The organism is uncultured Chitinibacter sp. (genome assembly GCF_945957625.1).
GTDB classification, from domain to species: Bacteria; Pseudomonadota; Gammaproteobacteria; order Burkholderiales; family Chitinibacteraceae; genus Chitinibacter; species Chitinibacter tainanensis.
Window position 1 is genome coordinate 794855 of sequence record NZ_CAMFLP010000001.1, and the last position, 22789, is coordinate 817643.

The following is a 22789-nucleotide window of genomic DNA, read 5'->3' on the forward strand; positions in this document are numbered from 1 at the left end:
TAATTGTTCAGACAGGTTAGAACGGTTATAAAGCGCTTAGCGAACTCTGGAACCCGCCATGCTGCGCCGCCTGTCGTTTTTCTCTCTGTTTTTTCTGCTTGCCGCCCTGTTGGTCACCGATCTGGCCGGGCTGCAACTCACGCGCCGGCTGGATTGGCAGCTGGGCGACTGGCTGCTGCGCCAGCATAGCGCCACCCGCGCGGCCAGCAGCGACGTGGTGATTGTCGACATCGACCAGAAAAGCCTGGAAGAAATGAACGAAGTGGCCAGCAAATGGCCATGGCCGCGCTCGGTACACGCCGAGCTGATCGACTATTTAGCGGCGCAACAGCCAGCCGCCATTGTGTTCGACATTATGTTTAATGAGCCGGACACCTTTGGCACCGAATCCGATGCGCTCTTGCGCGATACCGCCAGCCAGTATCCCAATCTATACTTTGCCCAGACTCGGCTAGAAGATGGTACCCCCCAGCTGTTAGCCAAACTGCCTGCCAGCGTGGGCCTGCGCCGCACGGCCCAGGCCGCCAGCGACGCCGCGGCCGTATTACTGCTACCCACGGTGCTAGCGCCCGAGGCTTGGCGCGGCGGGCTGATTAATTTTGCCGCCGATGACGACGGCATTGGCCGACATTATCTGTTTTACGATGCTGTGGCTGGCTGGCAGCTGCCATCGCTCCCCTATCGGCTGGCGCTGGATCAACACTGGCTGGCTCCCGAACAGCCACTGCCCCCCCGCTTTCGGCTTAATTGGCAACAAGCGCATCCGCACATCAGCTACAGCAGCCTGTACCAAGCCGCCAATAGCGCCAACAACCCACGCCCCGCCAATGAATTTCGCGGCAAGATTGTGCTGATCGGCACCGCGGCACCGGGCTTGCAGGATTTGCGCCCGACGCCACTGAGCCAAAGTTACCCAGGAGTCGAAATATTGGCCACCGCGATCGACAATCTGCGCCATGGCGACTGGCTACGCGATAGCCCACGCTGGCCGCTGATTGGGGCGGGCCTTCTTATCATGGGTATATTGCTGTACGGCTTTCATAACAAGACCAACACGCTAATACTGGGTGGTGGTATGTTGGCCATCACGCTCTTTGCCATCCTACTGAGTCGCTGGGCCTTAAGTCAGCAGCTCTATCTGCCGGTGGCCGGCCCGCTGGTGTGGAGCTGGACTTATTTCTGGTTGGCAGCCCTGATGGCGTATCTGGCGGAAAAAGCCAGCCGTGAACAGGCCATTGCGATGTTTTCGCGTTTTCTGGATTCCCGTGTGGTGGGCGAGCTGATTGCCAATGGGCAAATCAATGTGGGCCAAAAAGCCCAGTCGCGCGAAGTGAGCGTGCTGTTTTCGGATATTCGTGGCTTTACCACGCTATCGGAAAGCCAATCGCCCGAGTTTATGGTCGAGCTGCTCAACCGCTACTTCTCACGCCAGGTAGCGGTGATTTTCAAGCACGGCGGCACGCTGGATAAATTCATTGGCGATGCCATCATGGCTTTCTGGGGGGCGCCGGTGGATGACCCGCGCCATGCCGAGCGAGCCATTGCCGCCGCGCTAGATATGTCGCGCGAACTGGATATATTCAAGCAGGAACTGGCCGCGCAGGGCGCGCAATTTAATGTCGAGGCCTTTGATATTGGCATCGGCATTCATACCGGCCCAGCGGTGGTGGGCTTTATTGGCGCCGATAGCCGGCTGGATTACACCGCGATTGGCGACACGGTGAATCTCGCCTCACGCATTGAAGGCCTCACCAAAGGTGTGAGCCGGATTCTGGTTTCCAATGACACACAGATCGCCTGCACGGCCAGCGGCAGTCAGGCGTATGATTTTATTAATCAGGGCACGCACAGTGTGAAGGGCCGCGAGCAAGCGGTCACCCTTTTTGAACCGCAGGTGAAAGCATGAAAACCGTCCTTTATTCTTTATTGCTTGTTAGTGCGCTGGCCGCCGCCGAATCGGGCACGGTGATCCGCAAAACCGATTTGCGCGACAAGCCCTTTCTAGATGCCAAGGTGCTGGCCCCCGTGGCGACCGACACGCAGGTGGATATTCGCGGCCGCAAAGGCGCCTGGATGGAAGTGCGCCTGCCCAATGGCCAGCAAGGCTGGATCAAGCTTTTGAATGTGCGCACCAGCAGCGGGCAAACGAGTTCCAGCGCTGCCCTATCCAATGTGTTGCGTACCGGCTCATCGGGTAAAACCGTCACCACCGGCGTGAAAGGCCTAACCGCCGAACAAATCAATAATGCCTCGCCCAACCCGGCCGAAGTGGACCGGATGAACGGTTATTCGGTATCGGGCAATGAGGCAAAAATCCAGGCTTTGAACTATGGTCTGAAAGCCATGGGCGTAACCCCCATCACCCCAAGTAATGGCAACAACACGGAAGAGCAGCAAAACCCGAATATGCGGAGGCGCTAAATCATGCCTAAGCCCGTTTTCTCTCCTGACCTGACTACGCTGTGTAAACCGATGCTGGCGCTACTGATGGCGGCGAGTATCGGCAGTGCACAGGCCATTGATCTGAATAAACTCTTGAGTGGCGAAAACCTCAATACTGCGATCAATATCCTGAGTAATGCCGGGGATGCGGCCAAGGCCAGTTCTGGCAATCTGGGGCCCGAGCAGGAAGACGCACTGGGCCGCAGCGTGATGGCCAATCTGCTCGGCGCCGCGCCACTGGTGCGCGATAGCGCCTTACAGCGCTATGTGAATCAGGTTGGGCGCTGGGTGGCGCTGCAATCGGATATGCCCAATCTGAACTGGCGCTTTGGCGTGATTGATAGCCCGAATATCAATAGTTTTGCCGCGGCGGGGGGCTATATTCTGATTACCCGCGGGCTGTGGGATAGGCTGGAAAACGAAGCAGAACTCGCCAATGTACTGGCGCATGAAATCATCCACGTAACCCGCAAACACCAAATTAAAGCCATCGCCAGCAGCAAAACCCAGCTAGCTGGCAGCCAGCTCATCTCGCTGATTGCTGATTACAACAGCAATAAATCCTACTCCAAAGTGGGTGAAAAGCTCGGCAAAGCCGGCTCTGAGATTTTCGTGCGCGGGCTAGATAAAAACGATGAATTCGAAGCCGACCAGCTGGGTATGCAGCTGGCGGCCAAGGCCGGCTACAACCCCTACGCAATGGTCAGCGTCTTGCAGCTACTGGGGCGGGTTAATCCGGCCGACAGCACGGTGGCGCTGATGTTTAGCACCCACCCCTCGCCGCAAGATCGCCTCAATAGCATCGATAGCGCAATTGGCGATAAGCTTGAGCCATGGGCCGAGGGTGTCGAAAACACAGCGCGCTTCAATCAGGTAAAACGCTAGGGCAAAAGGCTGATTTTTACCGGCCGCGCCAGGCTGCGCGGCCGTATAATCAGGGCATCATCTGACCAGCAACCGGATTGCCCCATGCAACAGGATCAACTGATTAGCACCTGCCAGCAACGTCGCACCAACTTAGCCAGCCAATTGGCGCCGGGCGTGGTGATTATCCCGACTACTCAGGAAATCGCCCGCAACGCCGACACCTGTTTTCCTTTCCGTTTTGATTCCAGTTTTTACTATCTCACCGGCTTTACCGAGCCTGATGCCGTGCTGGTGCTGGTGATCGGTGAAGCGCGCACCGAGCAGATTTTATTTTGCAGCCCGAAAGACATTGAGCGCGAAATCTGGGATGGCTATCGCTACGGCCCCGCTGCGGCGGCCGATACCTTTGGTTTTGATGCCGCGTATTCGATCGAAGAGCTCGATCGCAAAATGCTCGACATCCTATCCAACCAGCCGCGCATCTACTACCCGCTAGGCAAGGAAATGCGCTGGGATCGCCGGGTAAACCGCTGGCTCAATGAAGTGCGCGCACTGGTGCGCACTGGCGTAACCGCGCCAGACAGCCTGATTGATGTGCGAGGCTTGGTGGATGAAATGCGCCTGCACAAAGACGAATTCGAGATCGGTATTTTACGCGCTGCGGGCCAGATCAACGCCCAGGCGCATATCCGCGCCATGCAGTTCACCCAGCCGGGCCAGTATGAATACCAAGTCGAAGCTGAAATTTTGCATGATTACTATCGCCAAGGCAGCCGTTTCCCGGCTTATGGCAGTATTGTGGCCGGTGGCGCCAATGCTTGCGTGCTGCATTATGGCGAAAACAATGTCCGCCTGAATGCCGGCGAATTATTGCTGATCGATGCCGGTTGCGAGCTACACGGCTATGCCAGCGACATTACCCGTACCTTCCCCATTAGCGGGCGCTTTAGCCCCGAGCAACGGGAGGTGTATGACATCACCCTCGCCGCGCAGGAAGCCGCGTTGGCGCATTGCCGCCCGGGCGACACCTGGAATGCGCCGCATGATGCGGCAACCCGCGTGCTGGCGCAGGGCATGCTGGATTTGGGCTTTCTCACCGGCAGCCTCGATGAAGTGCTTGAAACCGGCAGCTACCGGCAGTTTTACATGCACCGCACCGGCCACTGGATGGGGCTGGATGTGCATGATGTCGGCAACTACAAACTTGATGGCCAATGGCGCTCGCTGCAGCCGGGCATGGTGCTGACGGTAGAGCCTGGCTTTTATATCCGCCCGGCCGACAATGTACCGGCGGCGTTCCACAATATCGGCATCCGCATCGAAGATGATGTGCTGATCACCGCCGACGGCTATGAAAACCTGACCGCCGATTGCCCGAAAACCGCCAGCGACATCGAGGCCATTATGGCCGCCGGCCGTTAATGGCTAAGCGCTAGCCCATCAGCCTAGCCGGCCCCGCTGCGGGGCTGGCCGGCAAACTGGTACACTGCTGTTCTTGTCTGCTTTTTGGCGCGCCGCGCCGCACGGTTGAATCGATGCAAAATCGCACTTTGCCTGCCCATGTCGAAATCTTGATTGTTGGTGGTGGCCCGGTGGGCGCCCTACTGCTGCAATTACTGCGGCAAAGCGGCCATGATGTCTGGCTGTGCGAAGCGCGTGCCAGCGTCGGCCCCGATCCTCGGGCGCTAGCCATTGCGCAGGCCAGCATCACCGCGCTGCAAGCGGCGGGGCTGTGGTCGCCCGGCCTGCCCGCTACGCCCATTACCCATGTGCATGTCTCGCAAGCGGGCACACTGGGGCGCACGGTGCTGGCCGCGGAGGAACTGGGCCTCGCTCAGCTCGGAATGACCGTCCCCTATCAAGCGCTAGCCCAACATGCGCTCGATACCTTGCAGCGCGAGTCGGCGCCTATCCTCACCGGAGCCAAGGTAACCCGCATTCGCCAGCTGGCGCGCTATGCGCAAGTCGAGATCGACACCCCCAGCGGCGCACATGCACTAACATGCCGGCTGCTGGTGCTGGCCGATGGTGGGCAATTGCTCAGCCAGTTGCATGATGTGCAGCAAACGGTGAAATCCTATCAGCAACATGCGGTGCTGGCCCGGCTCACGCCCAAGCATCCTCATGGGGGTATAGCCTACGAGCGCTTTGCTGATGATGGCCCGCTGGCATTACTCCCCAACGGTATCGATTACACCTTAGTCTGGACGCAAAGCCCTACCGCTGCGGCGGCGCGCCTGGCCATATCGGATGCGGATTTTCTGGCGGCCGTTAGCGAGCGCTTTAGCGACCGGATTAGCGGCTTTAGCGCGGTGCATGAGCGAGCCAGCTGGCCGCTGGCGCTGAAAACCCTCAACTCGGTCGTTGGCCAGCGAGTAGTTTTGATCGGCAATGCGGCGCAAACGCTGCATCCGGTGGCGGGACAAGGCCTGAATCTGGGTCTGCGTGACGCGAGCACTCTGGCTCAGTTACTGGCCAACACGCCCAAATCCGAGCTGGGCGAGCCAGAGCTACTGCAGCGCTATCGCCAGCTACGCCAGCGTGATGCTGGCCTGGTGACGCATTTTACCGACAGCCTGATTAGCCTGTTTGATACCGCCAGCCCACCGCTCAAGCACGCCCGCTCGCTCGGTTTGCTGGCAATTGATCAACTGGGCTGGCTGCGTAAAGGTTTTGCCAAACGAATGGTGTATGGTGCGCGCTAAACCCTGCCCAGTGAAGCCCGCCTTGTGACAACCCTTGCCCTGCTGTTCCCGATTATTGCGCCGGTACTGTTGATTGCACTGTTTGGCTGGGGCTATGCCCGCTGGCGGCCGATTGATATGAGCGCCACCAATCGGCTGAATGTCGAGCTGCTCTCGCCGCTCTTGGTGTTTAGCGCCATGACGCAAAAACACGCATCTTTTACCGATTATGGCCCGCTACTGCTGGCAGTTTTAGTGGTGACATTAGGTTCGGGCGCGGTGGCATGGCTGGTGGCGCGCCAGCTGGGCTACGCCCGCGCGGCCTTTAGTGCCCCGCAGATGTTTACCAACACGGGCAATATCGGCCTGCCACTGTGGCTATTTGCCTTTGGCGAGGCACATTTTCCAGCCGCGATTGCGGTGTTTGTGCTGCTCAATCTGCTGCATTTCACGCTCGGCATCAAACTCTTTAACCGCCAGGCGCCGCTACTTAGTGTGCTACAAACCCCGATGATCTGGGCCTTAGTCGCGGGCTTGGCCGTACAGGCCAGTGGCTATCTCTTGCCGGAATGGCTGGCCAAAGCCATCAAGATGCTGGGCGAAGTGGCGATTCCGCTGATGCTATTTGCCCTGGGGGTGCGAATGGCGCAATTTAAAGTCACCCGCTGGCGCGCTGGGCTGCTGGGTGGGCTGTTGTGCCCCGTGGTGGGTTTACTGCTGGCCTGGCCCTTAAGCCAGGTCCTGCCCGCAGGCCAAGCCGGGATTTTATTGCTGTATGGCGCGCTGCCGCCGGCGGTGCTCAATTACCTATTTGCCGAGCAATACCAGCAAGACCCCGAGCTGGTGGCGGCGCTGGTGGTTGCCGGCACTTTGCTTAGCCTGATTTTTATACCACTTGGGCTATGGCTGGGGCTGTCACACTAATTGTGCAAAACGGGCATAGCTCTAGCCCTGCACCGATTCCACTTCTTCCGCCCGCAAATGCATACCTTGTAAACGACGCATCAGATTTTCCATCTGCACGGCCGTAAGTGGCCGCGAATAATAATATCCCTGCATCGAATCACAGCCGGCTTCGCGCAGGGCTTGCATTTGCGCCACGGTTTCAACACCTTCCGCCACCACACTGAGGCCGAGTTTTTTGGCCATGGCAATAATCGTTTGCGCAATCGCCGTGTCATCCTGATCGGCGGGAATCCCTTCAACAAAGGAGCGATCGATTTTCAGGATATCAAGTGGCAGGTTTTTCAGCTGCGAAAGCGAAGAATAACCAGTGCCAAAGTCATCAATCGCCAGGCTCACGCCCATCATTTTCAGTGCATCCATAATCTGCACCGCCTCATTGAGGCGACGCATAATCAGGCTTTCGGTGACTTCTAATTCCAGCAAATATGGCGGAAAGCCAGTATCAGCCAGCACCGTGGCCACCTGATCCACCAGCACCCCGGGCTTAAACTGCCGCACCGATAGATTCACCGCCATCTTGGGCACCATAATGCCGGCCTGGCGCCAGCTCTCGGCGGTGAGGCAGGCCTGGCGCAAAACCCAATGCCCGATCGGGATAATCATGCCGGTTTCTTCGGCCAGCGGAATAAACTCGGCCGGCGAAATCCAGCCCAATTCCGGATGCTGCCAGCGCAGCAGACATTCCATGCCGCTGAGCTGGCCCGTGGCCAGATTCATCTGCGGCTGAAACACCAGACTAAATTGCTGGCGCTCCAGCGCGAAACGCAGCGCCGATTGCAGCGAAAACTGCTGGCTACTTTCGCGATTCATTTCCTGCGCATAAAACTGCAGCGCATTTTTGCCCAGATCTTTGGCGCGGTACATGGCCAGATCGGCGTTGCGCATCAGCTGCATGGCATGCGAGCCATCGTTGGGATACATGCTGATGCCAATCGAGCCGGTGACAAAGAGTTCCTGCCCATGCAGATGATAGCTTTCGGCTAGGGCCTGCAAAATACGCTCGGCCACTTGGGCGGCTTGATTCACCTGATGAATGTTTTCCAGCACCACGGTAAATTCATCGCCGCCCAGGCGAGCGATGATGTCATCCTGCTTTAAATGCTGGCGCAGGCGCTGCGCTACAATCCGCAGGAGCTGATCGCCCACATCGTGGCCAAGGGTATCGTTGATGGATTTAAACCGATCCAGATCGATAAACAGCAGCGCCAAGCCACGCCGCTTGGTGCTGGCGCGGGTGAGTGCTTGCGATAGCGCCTCATGAAAACCATTGCGGTTGTACAGACCAGTGAGCGAATCGTGGGTCGCCAGAAAAGTCGCCCTTTGCTCGGCCTGTTTGCGGCTGGTGTAATCGGAAAACACACCGACATAGCGCGAGAGCCGGCCTTCGTGATCGTGCACCGCGCTGATCGACAACCACGCCGGATACAGCTCGCCACTTTTGCGCTTATCCAGCATTTCGCCTTCCCAGTGACCGTGGGCGCTGAGCTGCTCAAGCAGCATGCTCTGGTATAAATTGGGGTTGCCGGGGCGAGTATCAAAAATCCGCGATGGGCGCCCCACCGCTTCGCCTTCGCTATAACCGGTTATGCGGGTAAAGGCCGGATTGACGGCCAACAGACGATGATCGGCCGAGATCATCATGATGCCTTCCGAGGCATGCTGAAAGACTTGCTTGGCCACTTTGGCTTCGGCCATCGCCAAGGCGTTTTCTCGGCGCACTACCGCCAGCCAGATCCCGGTTTGCAGCGCGATCAACAACAGAAACTGCTGCGCCACCACCAGCCCGTCGCTCATCACTGCCCGCACCGGCGCACTGGCCAAAATTAGCAAAATCACCGTGATCAAGAGGCTATTGCTGATCTGCCCCAAGCGCAGCGCAGCCCACACCATCAACGGGAAGCACAGATAGGTGAATTGCAAACTGGCTACATCAAAATTGCCCAGCATCAGCATCGCGCCCGAGGCGGTGATGGTCACGACCGTGGTCGTTTCGATTAGCCAATTGGCGCGCAGCAGCTTGCGATCCAGAATAAAGCTGCGATAACCGGTCACGCACAGCAAACAGGATAAGGTAAAGGCCAGCCAGCTCATGGGCGCCGAATGCGCATCCCAATGCCAGCCCAGGCTCGTGGCCAATAGCGTGTGCAGCAGCCAAAACAATGTAGCGCCAATCCCGCCACTACAGAGCAAGAGCTGCAAAGCGTCGCTAACCGCCCAGACGCTTTTCTGATAAACCGGGCGCAAGGCTACCGTGATCGCCGCCACACTGGCAAGCTCTGCCAGTACCAAAAGTAAATTAGGCTGCAGCGCGGCGGGCAATAATTGCGCGGCCAAAACAGCTACACCCAGCCAGGGTATAACGCCAAAGCCCTTTTCCAGCATGGCCAGCAGCGCAATACCCACTGATAAATTCAATGGGCCATAGCTTTGCCCAGCCACCAACATGGTTTGATCGAGTAACGCGGCGCCTAAATAGCACAGAGGCCAGGCCAGAGCAGAAAGACGTTTCATTGACAGCGGCGCGTAGCAAACAGAAGCAAATACGGAACACCATCTTTGCCGGTTTTAGGTCTTTCGTCCATGCTCGGCCATAATACTGAGGATTACGCCCAACATTTTGCGTTGTGAACTACAGCACTTTGACCAAAGATCCATGAGCCAAGACTACCTGCAGTTCGCCCCGGAAGACCCTCATCAGCAGCCTGGCAGCCCGCCCTGGCAGATTCTGGTGGTCGACGACGAAGAAGATGTGCATCTGAGCACCCAGCTGGTGTTAAAAAATCTGCTGCTTTTGGGTCGCCCAATTGCGCTCTCGCACGCCTACAGCGGGCAGCAAGCCTTTGAGCTGCTGCGCCAGCGCAATGATTTTGCCGTCATCTTGCTCGATGTGGTGATGGAAGACGACTTTGCCGGGCTGGATTTAGTCGCGAAAATCCGCGGTATTTTGGGCCTGAAAGAAGTGCGGATTATTTTGCGCACCGGCCAGCCGGGCTACGCCCCGGAGCCGGGGATTTTTAATCTGCACGATATCAACGATTACCGCCTGAAAACCGAGCTCACCAGCAACCGGCTCATCACCTCGATTTCCGCCGCGCTACGCAGCTATGAGCAAATCTGCACGCTGTCGAACAATCGCCGCGGGCTGGAAATGATCGTGCACACCGAAATGCAGCTGATGGAATGCCGCGAATTCGGTGAGTTTTCCCGCATTATTCTGGCTAATGCCAGTGCGATTTTTGGCCGTGAATGCCAAGGGCTGGTGGCACAACTACCCACTGCGCCAGGCCAAACCGCCTTCATTGGCGCCATTAGCCCGGCGCTGACTGCTCAGGCGGAAAACATCTTGGCGCGCCGGCCCATCCCTAGCTCGAATCATCATTTTGATTCGCGGGAAATGTGGCTGCATTTGCAGGCGGGGCTTGATCAGGCCGTGATTTACCTGCAATTTGCCGCTGCACTCACCGAATTTGTGCACTTCGCCCAGCTGGCGAATGTGTTTGCGGCCAATACCTCGGCTTGCTACGGTCATTTGCGCCAGCTCGAACGCCTCAATTATCTGGCCTACCACGACGAGCTTACCGGCCTGCCCAATCGCCATGGCCTCTTGGCGGCGCTTGAGGCGCGCAGTAGCTTGCAAGGGCAGAGCTTGGCGGTGCTAGATTTGAATCGGTTTGCCGACATCAATGATGCACTCGGTTACAGCACCGGCAATGCCCTACTGTGCGCGGTAGCCACCCGTTTAAATCAGCATTGCGCTGCCGAATCGGTACTACTGGCTCGGCTAGCGAACGATGTATTTGCCCTTTGCGGCCCGCAAAGCCTGATTAATCAGGAGGCATTATTCGCGCTATTTAAAGCGCCGCTCCAGGTTGCGCAGCATGCACTCCCCGTACAGATTGCGCTGGGCCTGCGCAATATTGAACAGGAAAGCACCACCGGCGCTCAATTGCTCGAACAAGCCCATATGGCGCTCAATCAGGCCAAACATAACCCGCCACCACAATGCGCACTGTTTAACCCGCAGATGGAAGCCCAAACCCGCTGGCGGCATGAAGTGATTCAGCAACTGCGCGCGGCCTTTGCCGCCGACCAGCTGCAATTGTGGTTCCAGCCACAACTGGATCTGGGTAGCCGGCAGATTTGCGGAGTGGAAGCTTTGCTGCGCTGGCCGGGTGAACAAGGCTTTGTGCATCCGCCGGCGGTGTTTATCCCGCTGGCCGAATATGCCGGACTCATTATCGAGCTGGGTGATTGGGTCCTGGAGCAAGCCTGCAAGGCCTATCAGCAGTTGGCCGCGTGTGGCGTGGGCCATGTGCGCATTGCAGTCAATATCAGCATGGTGCAATTTCGCAGCGGGTTGTTGCTGGAGCGCATTCAACAGCTCCTGGCGCAGTATCAAGTACCCGCACGCGCCTTAGAGCTGGAAATCACCGAAAGCATCGCGATGGACGAGCCAGAAACCGTCCGCCAGCAATTGGCCAGTTTGCGCGCGCTGGGATTGGAAGTAGCCATCGATGATTTTGGCACTGGCTATTCATCGCTGGGGCAGCTGCGCACACTGTCATTTGACCGGCTAAAAATTGATAAGAGCTTTGTTGACGATCTGGCCAGCTCGGGCAACAGCCTGTATGTCGAGATGATTATTGCGCTGGCGCGCCGGCTAAATCTGGCCACCGTGGCCGAAGGGGTTGAAACCGCCGCACAAGCCGCGCGCTTAAAAGCTCTAGGCTGCGATATTGGCCAAGGCTATTACTTTGCCAAACCAATGCCCTTGGCCGCCTTGTGTGACTGGGTGGACAGCCAAGGCGCTGCACCCGCGCCCTAACTACACAGCCCCTTAGCTGGCTGCGCCAGCACCCGCGCTTGCAGCTCAATCGCGCCGGCACGGGCAAAATGCAAACGGATCGGTAAGGCCGCCGCATCGGCGGCAGGGATATCCTGCAGCACCAAGCGCCAATCCGGCGCGAGCGAAGAAAACTGGCCCTGTGCCGGCACCAGCACTTCATTCACCACTTGCCAGTGCGGTGCATCCTGCGGCCCCACTTGCTGTTGCAGAGCGATATTTCCGGCCCAGCTGGCGCTCACCCCGAGCAAACGCTCTGGCAACTGCCCCTGATTGCGCAAAGTTAGCAGCAAGCGCCCGGCGCTGGGTTGCTGCGCCAGCCGTTGTAATAAGAGCGCGCCAATGCGTAAATCGCCCCAGCTGGCGGCTGGCACATGGCTACTGGCCAGCAGCAGCGCCAGCCCGAGTTGCATTCCACGTTTCATCGACGCACCTTGTATTTATTGCTACATGACAATGGCACAGATCGGGGCCAGCCCGCAAAGTTCAAGCCGCTTGCGGCACCGCCTGCAGCGCCGCGCAAAGCAATTGCCAGAAGCGCGCTACCGAAGCAATTTCCACGCGCTCATCCGGCGAGTGCGCACCACGGATGGTTGGGCCAAACGACACCATTTCCAGCGCCGGATAGGCCTTACCAATCAAGCCGCATTCCAGCCCGGCGTGTATCACCTTCACCGCAGCGTCTTCACCCAGCGTTTGCCGGTAAACGGCTTGCAGCAAGGCCAAGGCTTGCGATTCCGGATTAGGCGCCCAACCCGGATAGCGCCCTTCGGCTTCGCACTGAATACTGGCCAGCCGCGCCTGCGCTTCGATACTGGCTTGCAGTTCATCCAAGCCCGGATCGGTGAGCGAGCGCAGCATCAACACGGCTTCAAAGCGGCGGGCATCAATGCGCACGACGCCGAGGTTGTTCGAGGTTTCCACCACATTCTCGATATGCGGGCTCCAGCGGCGCACGCCATGCGGCAAGGCCAGCAACATATCGGTAACCAAACGGGTTTCCGCGGTATTGAGTGCATGCAATTCATGCGCGGCCGTCACAGGCTGCACAGCCAATTGCAAATGTGGCTCCACACCGGCATAGGCCGCTTGCAAGGTAGTTTGGTGCGCGGCAATCAGGCTGGCAAAATGCCCGGCATCACAGGCCGGCAGCGCCACGCGGGCGAAAGCTTCGCGGGGTAAGGCATTACGCAAAGTACCGCCACGCAACTCCACAATGCGCAAATCAAAGCGGGGTATTGCCTCAGAAAGCACGCCAGCCAACAGTTTGATGGCATTACCCAGCTCCAGATGGATATCAACCCCGGAGTGCCCACCCAACAAACCAGTGAGCGCCACATCAAACAGCAGATAGCCGGCCGGCATACTCGCGCACGAGAGCGAGCGCGATAAAGTCAAATCCACACCGCCGGCACAGCCGATGTAGATCTCGCCCCAATCTTCGGTATCAAGATTGAATAGATATTGGCCTTGCAACAGGCCGCTCTGCAGGCCCTTGGCCCCGGTCATGCCCGCTTCTTCATCAATGGTGAGCAGCACTTCCAGCGGCCCATGCTCAATATCACGCGCTTCCAAGAGCGCCAAAGCGGCCGCAACGCCCATGCCATTGTCGGCGCCCAGCGTAGTACCGTCGGCCTTAACCCAATCGCCCTCAATACGCGGGCGGATCGGATCGCGCAGAAAATCATGCGCAGTGGCTTCGTTCTTTTGCGCCACCATATCCAAATGGCCTTGCAGCACCACACCCACCCGGTTTTCCCAGCCGGGGCTGGCGGGCTTACGGATAATCAGATTACCCACCTGATCCAGCTCATGCGCGAGCCCTTGCTCGCTGGCCCACTCTTGCAAATGCTGACGCAAGGCGGCTTCATGTTTAGATGGGCGGGGAAACCGACACAGGCGGGCGAAATGTTGCCAAACGGGCTGGGGGCTGAGCTGTTCAATCGACATGCAGGACACTCAAACGTAGCTAAATGACGTAGTTATTAACCGGTGGCCTAGCATAACACTACAGCCAAGGAAAGCCCATGCAGGGATTTACTGATGCGGTTTTTCGCCATAAACCTTGGGCTAAAGCAAATCAAACGTCACATGAAACGCTTAGGATTTAGGCATTCCCCACCGCCAGCCGAGTAACGATCATGACTAAAAATCCGCCCCCTCTGCAGCAAAACCCGTATTACGAAGGCGTGCCGACTTACATGACCGAGGTCTACGACTGGGCCTATGTCGATCCAAACTGGGTGCGGGCGCTGGATCGCAATCTGGTGGTGAAAACCTTGCTGTTTTTAAACGATCAGCGCCTGATGCGCCGGTATCTGGCCCAGCTGCAGCCCGGCCAGCGCGTGTGGCAATTGGCCCACGTCTATGGCGATCTGGTGCAACGCGCGGCGGAAAAAGTGGGCCCGCATGGCGAATTCGTCCTGACCGATGTCACCCCGATTCAAATCGAACACGGCAGCCGCAAACTCAAAGACATGCCGTGGGCCAAAGTTATCCGCAGCGATGCGGCCGACTATCAGCCCGAAGGTCGCTTTGATGTGATTTGCAGCTTTTTCCTGCTGCATGAAGTGCCCGAGCAGAAAAAGCGCGAAATCGTCGAGCACATGCTGGCGCAGCTACCCGACGATGGCAAACTGGTGTTTGTTGATTACCACAACCCCGCGCGCTGGCAGCCGATTCGCTATATTCTCAAGCTGGTAAACCACTATCTGGAGCCTTTTGCCAATGCACTGTGGCAGCATGAGATTAGCCATTATGCCAAACAGCCTGAGCGCTACCACTGGGAGAAAGAAACGATCTTTGGTGGGGTATATCAGTGCGTAATCGTCACTAAAAAGCGCTAAGAGCTATACCCAGACGGGGTAACATTGCCCAGCCACTTAAATGTTTGTCAGCAGACTAAAAAGCCACCGCACTGCGGTGGCTTTTGTTTGGGGGTGATTGCCAGTGCCGCTAGCTGGGCGCTTAAGCGTTAGCCATCGGCATCCAGCACGTCATCGACAGCGGTATGCGGTATGACCTTCACCATCACAATGCGCGGGCCATTCATTTTCTTGATCACCACATCAAAGCCGGCAAACTCGATGCGCTCACCCTCGGCCGGAATATCACCGAGCTTCCATTGCACCAGCCCGCCCACGGTTTCGGCTTCTGGATGATCAATATCCATCCCCAAGGCGCGGCCGAGTGAAAACAGCGGCAAACTGCCTTTGCCCAGCAAGGAGCCATCATCTTGCTGCATCCAGTCGTTGCGGCTTTGACGGAATTCATCGCGGATCTCGCCCACCAGCGCACCCAAAAGATTATCCAGCGTGAGAAAGCCCAGCGGCGTTTCATCGTCATACGCGGCCACGGCAAAATGCGGCGCACCAGCACGAAAGCGGCGAAATAACTCGCTCAGCGGCAAATCGGGGCTAACGAGCTCGACCGGGCGAATATACTCGGTGAGGTCAACGACTTCCTGATCACGCAATTCAGCCAGAAACAGGTTTTTCAGGTGAATCACCCCCAACACTTGCCCATCCTCATCGACAAAGGGATAGCGGCTAAAGCGCTGCTCGGCAATCGTTTGCAGGTTTTCAGCCAGCGTGCGGTCGGCATGCAGCACCGCGGCCTCATGAAAGGGCCGCATGAGATCGGCGACTTTGAGCTTGCTGAAATCTAGCGACTGCGCCATCACATTCCACTCTTGCGGGGTGTTGGCATCGCTATCTTGATTGGCGCGAATAATCAGTTTGAGTTCATCGGCCGAGTAATGCACATCGTGCCCGCCGGCATTGCCCAAACCAACCACACGCAACACCCAGTTGGCGCTGCGATTGAGCAGCCAGATGGCTGGATACATCAGCCAGTAAAACACATACAACGGCGTCGCCGTCCACAGCGAGACCGCCTCGGGCAGGCGGATAGCCATCGATTTCGGAGCGAGCTCGCCCACCACAATGTGCAGAAAGGAAATCAGCGTAAAGGCAAAAACAAACGAGGTAGTGTGCAGCAGCACCGGATTATCGATGCCCAACAGGGTAAACACGGGGGCCACCAAGCCGGCAAACGCCGGTTCGCCCACCCAGCCCAAGCCCAGCGAAGCGAGAGTAATACCGAGCTGACAGGCTGATAAATAAGCATCCAGCTGGCTATGCACTTTCAGCAGAATCTGCCCCTGCCAGCCCTGGCGGGCCATGCTTTGCACCTTGGTTTGGCGCAATTTCACCAAGCCGAATTCGGCTGCCACAAAAAAACCATTCAGCAGCACCAAAAACAGGGCCAGCAAGGTCAATAAAAAATTATCCATACTCGGGCGATCGCGCCGCCCTGCACTCCTTGATTGCGATATCCCCATGATATTGGACGGCTGGCGGTGGCGACAAGCAAAAATCGGCTCTGCGCCCCTGAACATCTGCGCCAAAGTGGCAACGCTGCTGAAGATCAACGTTGTTACACACGCATGCCCCTGCGTGCTTGGCACACAACCCAGCAAGCCACAGCGCCGCCCTAGTACTCAGTTAAGCGCCCCAGCGCTATCAATTAGCCCAAGATTTAGCCTCAGCTGTGGGACGTCAAGTCGGAATATCCGCAGATACATCACCAGGTATCAGCACCAAGGCTGTTAAATACATAACCTTGGCGAACATACCCCCAATCTAAGTCCTAGCAACAGCCCAATTGCGCGCTTGTTCACACTGTGGCCGATCTGGCCCCTCCAACCGACCCACGGTCTTTGACACATTGCTGACACACACCTAAAATTGCCTGCTTTCTACCAAACAGAGTTGTAATCATGAAACTGCGCACTGTATTGCTCGCGGGTCTGCTGGGCTTGGCCTTGTCCCCAGCCCACGCTTTTGATCTGAACAAAGCCCTGAAAGTGGGCACACAAGCCCTGCAAGCGGCAACATTGAGCGATGCCGATGTGAAATCACTGGCCGATCAAGCCTGCATGCAAAGTGATACCGAAGAGAAAATCGCCGGCCCGAAAGACAAATACAGCAAACGTCTGGACAATATTGCCAAAAAACTCGGCAATGAAATCAACGGCCAGCCGGTGAACTACAAGGTGTACATCACCCCCGATGTCAACGCTTGGGCGATGGCCAATGGCTGCATCCGCGTGTATAGCGGCCTGATGGATTTGATGACCGATGACGAGATCATCGGCGTACTGGGCCATGAAATGGGCCACGTGGCTCTGGGCCATAGCCGCAAAGCCATGCAAACGGCCTACACCGTTTCGGCGGCCAAATCAGCAGTGGGCGAATACGGCGGCACCACCGGCGCGGCGCTGAGCGGCTCAACTTTGGGCAAATTCACTGAAGCACTGATCAATGCGCAATTCTCACAATCGCAAGAGCTGGATGCCGATAACTTCTCGTTTGATTTGCTGACCCAGAAGAAACTCAAGCGCGAGGCTTTGGCCAGCGCCTTCCAAAAACTGGCCGATCTGGGCGGTGGCGATCACAGCATGCTGGATTCGCACCCTGCTTCGGCTGATCGGGTCAAAAATATCCAGACCCGCATCGCCAATAATAAATAAGCTAGGCTGGGCGCTAACGCCATGGCCCAATAAAAAACGGACGGTTTACCGTCCGTTTTTTATTGCTGCTGCGCTGCAAAGCCGCGACTAAGTCAGCTGGCTTCTATTTAACTAATTGCTACTCTTATCCCGCTGCTTGGCCCACTTTTCAAAGGCCTGATACAGTTTTTGCCGCGTGGCCTCATCGATACTGCCCTTGCGAAAACCGACATGCACCGGGTCTTTAATCAGCGGCGTTGGCAAGATCATGAATGGGCTGGGTGCGCGGCTCAGCTCGGGGTCATCGGCCATGACCCGCGGCAATTCGGTTTGGGCATTGGCATAAAATGCCGCATCGATCCGCCCAGCCAGCAGATTGCGCAACCGAGCCGCATGCGACTGATCGCGGATGGTGCTGATCTGGCCTTGTTTGATGGCCTGGTCAACTTCCGTCCCAAAGCTCACGCCAATCAAGGCACCGACCCGTTTACCACTTAAATCGCTAAGCTGGCTGTAGCTGAGGGGCTTTTGCTTGAGCACCACAATATCAACCCGGCTATCAAACACCACCGGTGAATAATCAAAAATCGCAGCCCGTTCCTGATTGTAGGTCAGCCCGATAATCCCACCCTGCCCCTGCTCGGCCAGTTTATACACGCGATTCCATGGCTGCATTTCATAGCGGATCTGGATGCCGGTTTCTTTTTGCACAAACTCAAATGCATCTAGAACCAGCCCTTTGGGCTTGCCGTTTTCCATCCAGCTCAGGGGCCGGTAATTATCGGAAGCGAAGATCGTCACTTCAGCCGCCCACAACTGGCTACTTAAGCACAGCGAACCAATGGCAAATAGCAGCCTACGCATGGCCGACTCCTTACAAGGCGCAGGAATATATCCCAGCTTAGGCAGGCAAGCGATCCTCTGCGCACCGCAAATGACTAACGGTGGCGCAGATCAAGCATTGCGGTGCAAACTAGGCAGACAAAATGACTATACGCCACGACGTATTGCTCGCCAAGCCTCATCAATTTTGCCCTACAGAAAGATACCCTAGAAAATCAGGGGCGATCCAGCGCGTATTCCACGAGGGTTTCCAGTGACACGAGCTCGAGGATCGCTTCATCGGTGGCGGCCAGATAAATCGGGGGCGCTACGCCTTGTTGCAGCGCCTCGACCCAACGCCGCGCGCATAAACACCAACGATCACCCGCTTGCAGACCGGGAAAACCCCATTCAGGTCGCGGGGTGAGCAGATCGTTGCCCATGCGCGCAGAAAAAGCGAGAAACTCGGCACTCATCTGGGCGCAAACGATATGCTGACCGCCGTCGTGCGCGCTGCCGCGACAACAACCATCGCGAAAGTACCCCGTTAAGGGGCTGAAACTACATGGCAGCAAAGGCTGGCCGAGAACATTTAAGCTTTGCTCAGGTTGGTTCATCGCTCGCTCCATTGATCTGCAATTTCAGGCCGTCGTAGCCAACCGACATCCCCGCTGGCAAGCGTGCACTCAGGGCGTGATATTCCAGCTCATGCGTCATATGGATCATCACGGTGTGCTTGGCCCCAATTCGCGTAGCCAGCGCGATGGCCTCTTCCACCGATAAATGCGTGGGATGCGGCTTATCGCGCAGGCAATCCAGCAATAAGAGCTCCAAGCCCTGCAGGCGTTGCAGGCTCTCTGCGCTGATCGCCGAAACATCAGTGAGATAGGCCACGCCACCCAGCCGCCAGCCTAAAATGGGCCATTTGCCGTGCAAGAGGGGGATCGGCTCTAGCCAGACGCCACCATGTTGCAACGGCTCCGACTCGATTTCGTGCAGGGTGAGTACCGGCTTATCCCAAAAATCATTGGGCTGCAGCAAGGTATAGGGAAAACGCTCGCGCAAATGGGTGGCCATCAGGCGGTTGGCATAGACCGGCAAGGCCGCTTTTTGCAACCAGCAAAAGGCGCGCAAATCATCAATGCCATTTAAGTGATCGGCGTGCGGATGGGTATAAAGCACGGCATCTACATGCAAAATCTGTTCGCGCAGCACTTGCTGGCGCAAATCCGGGCCGGTATCGATTAGAAATGTCTGCCCACCGGCGCGCAGCAGGGCCGAGGCACGGGTGCGGACATTGCGTGGATCACCGGATGTGCACGTTGGGCAGGCGCAGCCGAGCGCCGGCGAACCACCGCTGGAACCCACGCCCAGCAGCAAGACGTCTACCGGCCCTGCCCAGCGCGTACTCATGGCTGGGCGCGGCTAAACAGCTGAAAGAAATTACGCGTCGTGGCCTCAGCCACCGCCGCCAGCGGGACTTCTTTCAGATCGGCAATATGCTCGGCCACATGGCGCACCCATGCGGGTTGATTCATTTTGCCGCGATGCGGCATCGGGGCGAGATACGGCGAATCGGTTTCGATTAGTAAGCGCTCCAGCGGCATGAGCCGGGCCAGCTCTTTGAGCTCCAGCGCTTTTTTAAAGGTAACGATCCCAGAGAGCGAGATGTAAAAGCCCAGCTCCATCGCCGCCTGCGCGACTTCCCAGCTTTCGGTAAAGCAGTGCATCACGCCGCCAACCTCATCGGCGCCTTCTTCACGCAAAATGCGGATTGTGTCTTCACTGGCAGCACGGGTATGAATAATCAACGGCAACTTGGCCACCTTGGCCGCGCGGATATGAGTGCGAAAGCGTTCGCGCTGCCATTCCAGATCACCGCTCAGGCGGAAATAATCGAGGCCGGTTTCACCAATCGCAATCACTTTCGGGTGCTGCGCTAGCTCAACCAATTGGGCAACGCTAGGCTCAGGGGTGTCTTCATAATCGGGATGCACCCCAACCGAGGCAAACAAATTGGGTTGGCTCTCGGCTAGCGCCAATACACTCGGTAGCTCAGGTAAATTCACCGCCACGCAGAGCGCATGGCTAACCTGATTGGCTTGCATTTGCTGCAGCAAAGCCGGCAGATCAGCCGCCAGCTCTGGAAAATTAATATGACAATGGGAATCAACAAACTGCATAGCGGGATACTCAAGCAACAAAAAGCCGCATCAACGATGCGGCTGCTAACAATACCATAGTTTTCTAGTCGGGATTACATGGTATGGGTAGTCCGGCCGGACTGTAGATAACCGCCCAAGAGGTTCTCGATTTTGACCTTGGCCTGATTACCGGCTTCATTCGAGGAAAACTGCACCCCAATCCCCTGTTGGTGATTATTCTGCGCCCCAGGAGGGGTAATCCAAACTACATTGCCCGAGACAGCGATTTTAGCCGGGTCATCCAGCAATGAAAGCAGCATAAAGACTTCGTCGCCAAGGTTGTAGCCTTTATTGGTCGGGATAAAAATACCGCCGCCGGCAATAAATGGCATATACGACGCATACAATGCGGCTTTTTCTTTGATATTCAGTGACAGCACCCCGGGACGCGTGGTGGGGGTACGAATGGCATCCTGACTCATTTAATTCAACCTCGCTGCGTCTGGCCGCGTAATGCATCCAGATATGCAAACAGTAAACCTTCCAGCACCAAGCGCTGATTGAGCGGATGATGCGCCAATTTCTGGGCTTCATTTAATTGTTGCTGATATGGCAGCAATTGGCCAGCGCGCACGGCCACACGGGCCAGGGCATCTTGCCAATCTGGATAATAACGAATCTGCCCACTCATGCCCAAGCTGATCGCGTCATATACCCATTTTTGTAACCATTCGACCAGAATACCAGTTTCAAGCTTGGCTTTTTCCAGCTCTGCGGCCAAGGCCAGTACATTCAGCGCGGCGGGCTCCGCGAGTTTTTCCAGCAATTGCTGTCGGATCGGGTGCCAAGCCGCGCCCGCATCTTCCAGTGCGGCCAATGGGGCACCACCGCTATGCGCCAGATGTAACTCTGGATTCACAATGCCTTGGCTTGCCAGCCATTGCACGGCGGCCTGATGATTAGGCATCGCCAGTGGAAACACCCGGCAACGACTACGGATCGTGGGCAATAGCCGCCGCCAGTGATCCGCGATCAAGATAAAGATTGCGCCCGCCGGTGGTTCTTCCAGTGTTTTCAGAAAGGCATTCGCCGCAGCCAAGTTCATAGCTTCTGCTGGGGCGACGATTGTCACCCGTCGCCCTTGGCGATGAGCACTTAGATTCACAAAGTCAGCCAGTTCACGCACATCATCCACACTGATTTGCGAAGAGGGCTTTTTCGTTTTTTTGGCGTCGTTCGACTCTTCGCTTTCATCGGCTTCGCTGGCGGGCTGCAATAAGCGAAAATCAGGATGATTACCCGCCAGAAACCAGCGGCAGCCATCGCACTCGCCACATGGTTCGGTCGCTTTTTCACTGGCTTCGCACAACAGCAATTGCGCTAAGTGCTGCGCCAGTGCCCGCTTACCAATACCGGCCTCGCCGGTGAGCAAGAGCGCATGCGGTAGGCGGTCTAATTCACGGCTTAACTCTTGCCAGGGCCCAGCCAGCCACGGATACGGCAATGCGCTCATACTCAGGCCTGTTCCTGTAACCATGGACCCAAAATAGTGGCCAACTCGTGCTGAATCGCCTCGATTGAGCGATTGGCATCAATCACTTTAATGCGCTGCGGCGCAGACTTAGCCCGCTGTAAATAGGCAGCGCGCACTCGGGCATGGAAATCTGCCTGTTCGCGCTCAAAACGATCCAACACCCGGCCATTGGCCATCCGTGCTTTCGAGACCTCTAGCGGCACATCGAAAATCAGGGTCAGATCCGGCTCCAGCAAGCCCTCTGGCCGGCCTTGCACCCAGTGTTCCAGCTGGCTAAATTTAGCCAGATCAAGCCCCCGTCCACCACATTGATAGGCGTAAGTGGCATCGGTAAAGCGATCACACAGCACCCACTCGCCCCGCTGTAAGGCGGGCAAAATCACTTGTTGGATGTGTTCATTGCGCGCAGCAAACATCAACAGGGCTTCGGTCTCGAGATGCATCGCCTCGTTGAGCAGCAAAGTGCGCAATTGCTCCCCTAATGGCGTGCCACCTGGTTCACGCGTCTGCACGACACTTAACTGCTGCTGGCGCACATGCTCGACCAGCCACTGCAAATGCGTGCTTTTACCTGCACCATCCAGCCCTTCTACCGATATAAAACGCCCACGCGTCATGGGATCATCCATTACTGATTAATGCCAATATTGTCGCATAAGCCAACACAGGCGGAAATGAAATAAACTCGAGCAACCTCTTGCATATACCCAAGTGGGGTATGCAAATGTAGCCAAGTAAAATCAAAGCCTCCAACAAAGTACCCAATAAAGAGGTCAGCAAGCACTTAGCGATCTCCTCAACAAACAAAGCCCAGCGTAGCTGGGCTTTGTTTTTGGGGTTAGGTTTGCACCGCTGGCTTGAGCACGGCCGGTTCGCGGTGCTGCTGTCTGTCGTGGGTTTTATGTGGGACTGAGGGCTTCGCTTTGCTGCTGTTCAGCGCTTTTCCACTTCCGCCGCGCAAAGCAAAAAGCCCAG

The 22789-nt window shown here is 56.9% G+C and carries 20 protein-coding genes; 9 read left to right on the top strand and 11 right to left on the bottom strand.

Annotated features, from left to right (window positions below; translation table 11 throughout):
- Nucleotides 1-58: 58 nt before the first annotated feature.
- The 6 genes from QV747_RS03685 to QV747_RS03710 all read left to right on the top strand — a co-directional run bounded on the left by QV747_RS03685 (nt 59) and on the right by QV747_RS03710 (nt 6917).
- Nucleotides 59-1906, top strand: coding sequence for a CHASE2 domain-containing protein (locus tag QV747_RS03685; RefSeq protein WP_273429179.1), 1848 nt, complete (start codon nt 59-61; stop codon nt 1904-1906).
- The gene (locus tag QV747_RS03690) at nt 1903-2421 is read left to right on the top strand and encodes a hypothetical protein (protein WP_028449503.1); all 519 of its coding nucleotides are present in this window, start codon (nt 1903-1905) and stop codon (nt 2419-2421) included. Before QV747_RS03685 ends, QV747_RS03690 begins: the two co-directional genes overlap by 4 nt.
- 3 nt (nt 2422-2424) lie before the next feature.
- Nucleotides 2425-3327, top strand: coding sequence for a M48 family metalloprotease (locus tag QV747_RS03695; RefSeq protein ID WP_273429182.1), 903 nt, complete (start codon nt 2425-2427; stop codon nt 3325-3327).
- 84 nt (nt 3328-3411) lie between these two features.
- Nucleotides 3412-4731, top strand: coding sequence for a Xaa-Pro aminopeptidase (gene pepP, locus QV747_RS03700; RefSeq protein WP_273429185.1), 1320 nt, complete (start codon nt 3412-3414; stop codon nt 4729-4731).
- Between the two features lie 113 nt (nt 4732-4844).
- The gene (locus QV747_RS03705) at nt 4845-6014 is read left to right on the top strand and encodes an FAD-dependent monooxygenase (RefSeq protein WP_273429187.1); all 1170 of its coding nucleotides are present in this window, start codon (nt 4845-4847) and stop codon (nt 6012-6014) included.
- A gap of 24 nt (nt 6015-6038) precedes the next feature.
- Nucleotides 6039-6917, top strand: coding sequence for an AEC family transporter (locus QV747_RS03710; protein ID WP_273429189.1), 879 nt, complete (start codon nt 6039-6041; stop codon nt 6915-6917).
- Between the two features lie 21 nt (nt 6918-6938).
- Here QV747_RS03710 and QV747_RS03715 read toward each other — a convergent pair whose 3' ends face one another.
- The gene (locus QV747_RS03715) at nt 6939-9470 is read right to left on the bottom strand and encodes a bifunctional diguanylate cyclase/phosphodiesterase (protein WP_273429191.1); all 2532 of its coding nucleotides are present in this window, start codon (nt 9468-9470) and stop codon (nt 6939-6941) included.
- A 142-nt stretch (nt 9471-9612) separates the two neighbouring features.
- On the opposite strand from QV747_RS03715, the gene QV747_RS03720 reads away from it, so the two are divergent.
- Complete coding sequence (locus QV747_RS03720) at nt 9613-11784, top strand: bifunctional diguanylate cyclase/phosphodiesterase (RefSeq protein ID WP_273429193.1); 2172 nt, start codon at nt 9613-9615, stop codon at nt 11782-11784.
- Here QV747_RS03720 and QV747_RS03725 read toward each other — a convergent pair.
- The gene (locus QV747_RS03725; protein WP_273429195.1) at nt 11781-12227 is read right to left on the bottom strand and encodes a hypothetical protein; all 447 of its coding nucleotides are present in this window, start codon (nt 12225-12227) and stop codon (nt 11781-11783) included. The genes QV747_RS03720 and QV747_RS03725 overlap by 4 nt on opposite strands.
- A gap of 61 nt (nt 12228-12288) precedes the next feature.
- Nucleotides 12289-13752 carry an aminoacyl-histidine dipeptidase gene (locus tag QV747_RS03730; protein ID WP_273429196.1) on the bottom strand — a complete coding sequence of 488 codons (1464 nt, stop codon included), beginning with the start codon at nt 13750-13752 and terminating at the stop codon, nt 12289-12291.
- A gap of 191 nt (nt 13753-13943) precedes the next feature.
- Here QV747_RS03730 and rquA point away from each other — a divergent pair, with 191 nt between their 5' ends.
- Nucleotides 13944-14648: a rhodoquinone biosynthesis methyltransferase RquA gene (gene rquA, locus QV747_RS03735; protein WP_028449510.1), complete on the top strand. Its 705-nt coding sequence runs from the start codon at nt 13944-13946 to the stop codon at nt 14646-14648.
- Nucleotides 14649-14776: 128 nt separating this feature from the next.
- Here rquA and QV747_RS03740 read toward each other — a convergent pair whose 3' ends face one another.
- The gene (locus QV747_RS03740; RefSeq protein WP_047392024.1) at nt 14777-16096 is read right to left on the bottom strand and encodes a hemolysin family protein; all 1320 of its coding nucleotides are present in this window, start codon (nt 16094-16096) and stop codon (nt 14777-14779) included.
- Between the two features lie 486 nt (nt 16097-16582).
- Here QV747_RS03740 and QV747_RS03745 point away from each other — a divergent pair, with 486 nt between their 5' ends.
- Nucleotides 16583-17335 carry a M48 family metallopeptidase gene (locus QV747_RS03745; protein WP_273429200.1) on the top strand — a complete coding sequence of 251 codons (753 nt, stop codon included), beginning with the start codon at nt 16583-16585 and terminating at the stop codon, nt 17333-17335.
- A gap of 111 nt (nt 17336-17446) precedes the next feature.
- Here QV747_RS03745 and QV747_RS03750 read toward each other — a convergent pair whose 3' ends face one another.
- The 7 genes from QV747_RS03750 to tmk form a co-directional block, all read right to left on the bottom strand.
- Nucleotides 17447-18178, bottom strand: coding sequence for an ABC transporter substrate-binding protein (locus QV747_RS03750; protein WP_028449513.1), 732 nt, complete (start codon nt 18176-18178; stop codon nt 17447-17449).
- Between the two features lie 194 nt (nt 18179-18372).
- Nucleotides 18373-18753 carry a DUF2237 family protein gene (locus QV747_RS03755; protein WP_273429202.1) on the bottom strand — a complete coding sequence of 127 codons (381 nt, stop codon included), beginning with the start codon at nt 18751-18753 and terminating at the stop codon, nt 18373-18375.
- A complete protein-coding gene (locus QV747_RS03760) occupies nt 18740-19549 on the bottom strand; it encodes an MBL fold metallo-hydrolase (protein WP_273429204.1) in 810 nt (269 codons plus the stop codon). The genes QV747_RS03755 and QV747_RS03760 overlap by 14 nt, the downstream gene beginning before the upstream one ends.
- Complete coding sequence (locus tag QV747_RS03765) at nt 19546-20319, bottom strand: TatD family hydrolase (protein ID WP_273429205.1); 774 nt, start codon at nt 20317-20319, stop codon at nt 19546-19548. Before QV747_RS03765 ends, QV747_RS03760 begins: the two co-directional genes overlap by 4 nt.
- Nucleotides 20320-20393: 74 nt before the next feature.
- Nucleotides 20394-20762, bottom strand: a complete 369-nt coding sequence (locus QV747_RS03770; protein WP_034619201.1) for a PilZ domain-containing protein — start codon at nt 20760-20762, stop codon at nt 20394-20396.
- A 5-nt stretch (nt 20763-20767) separates the two neighbouring features.
- Nucleotides 20768-21793 carry a DNA polymerase III subunit delta' gene (holB, locus tag QV747_RS03775; protein WP_273429206.1) on the bottom strand — a complete coding sequence of 342 codons (1026 nt, stop codon included), beginning with the start codon at nt 21791-21793 and terminating at the stop codon, nt 20768-20770.
- Between the two features lie 2 nt (nt 21794-21795).
- Entirely contained in the window at nt 21796-22431 is a 636-nt protein-coding gene (gene tmk / locus QV747_RS03780; RefSeq protein WP_273429207.1) for a dTMP kinase, read from the bottom strand.
- Nucleotides 22432-22789: the final 358 nt, after the last annotated feature.

Excerpts from the sequence above, each read along its gene's own strand:
- QV747_RS03685 (WP_273429179.1), top strand. The coding sequence starts at position 59 with ATGCTGCGCCGCCTGTCGTTTTTCTCTCTGTTTTTTCTGCTTGCCGCC.
- QV747_RS03690 (WP_028449503.1), top strand. The coding sequence starts at position 1,903 with ATGAAAACCGTCCTTTATTCTTTATTGCTTGTTAGTGCGCTGGCCGCC.
- QV747_RS03695 (WP_273429182.1), top strand. The coding sequence starts at position 2,425 with ATGCCTAAGCCCGTTTTCTCTCCTGACCTGACTACGCTGTGTAAACCG.
- pepP (WP_273429185.1), top strand. The coding sequence starts at position 3,412 with ATGCAACAGGATCAACTGATTAGCACCTGCCAGCAACGTCGCACCAAC.
- QV747_RS03705 (WP_273429187.1), top strand. The coding sequence starts at position 4,845 with ATGCAAAATCGCACTTTGCCTGCCCATGTCGAAATCTTGATTGTTGGT.
- QV747_RS03715 (WP_273429191.1), bottom strand. The coding sequence starts at position 9,470 with ATGAAACGTCTTTCTGCTCTGGCCTGGCCTCTGTGCTATTTAGGCGCC.
- QV747_RS03720 (WP_273429193.1), top strand. The coding sequence starts at position 9,613 with ATGAGCCAAGACTACCTGCAGTTCGCCCCGGAAGACCCTCATCAGCAG.
- QV747_RS03725 (WP_273429195.1), bottom strand. The coding sequence starts at position 12,227 with ATGAAACGTGGAATGCAACTCGGGCTGGCGCTGCTGCTGGCCAGTAGC.
- QV747_RS03730 (WP_273429196.1), bottom strand. The coding sequence starts at position 13,752 with ATGTCGATTGAACAGCTCAGCCCCCAGCCCGTTTGGCAACATTTCGCC.
- rquA (WP_028449510.1), top strand. The coding sequence starts at position 13,944 with ATGACTAAAAATCCGCCCCCTCTGCAGCAAAACCCGTATTACGAAGGC.
- QV747_RS03740 (WP_047392024.1), bottom strand. The coding sequence starts at position 16,096 with ATGGATAATTTTTTATTGACCTTGCTGGCCCTGTTTTTGGTGCTGCTG.
- QV747_RS03745 (WP_273429200.1), top strand. The coding sequence starts at position 16,583 with ATGAAACTGCGCACTGTATTGCTCGCGGGTCTGCTGGGCTTGGCCTTG.
- QV747_RS03750 (WP_028449513.1), bottom strand. The coding sequence starts at position 18,178 with ATGCGTAGGCTGCTATTTGCCATTGGTTCGCTGTGCTTAAGTAGCCAG.
- QV747_RS03755 (WP_273429202.1), bottom strand. The coding sequence starts at position 18,753 with ATGAACCAACCTGAGCAAAGCTTAAATGTTCTCGGCCAGCCTTTGCTG.
- QV747_RS03760 (WP_273429204.1), bottom strand. The coding sequence starts at position 19,549 with ATGAGTACGCGCTGGGCAGGGCCGGTAGACGTCTTGCTGCTGGGCGTG.
- QV747_RS03765 (WP_273429205.1), bottom strand. The coding sequence starts at position 20,319 with ATGCAGTTTGTTGATTCCCATTGTCATATTAATTTTCCAGAGCTGGCG.
- QV747_RS03770 (WP_034619201.1), bottom strand. The coding sequence starts at position 20,762 with ATGAGTCAGGATGCCATTCGTACCCCCACCACGCGTCCCGGGGTGCTG.
- holB (WP_273429206.1), bottom strand. The coding sequence starts at position 21,793 with ATGAGCGCATTGCCGTATCCGTGGCTGGCTGGGCCCTGGCAAGAGTTA.
- tmk (WP_273429207.1), bottom strand. The coding sequence starts at position 22,431 with ATGACGCGTGGGCGTTTTATATCGGTAGAAGGGCTGGATGGTGCAGGT.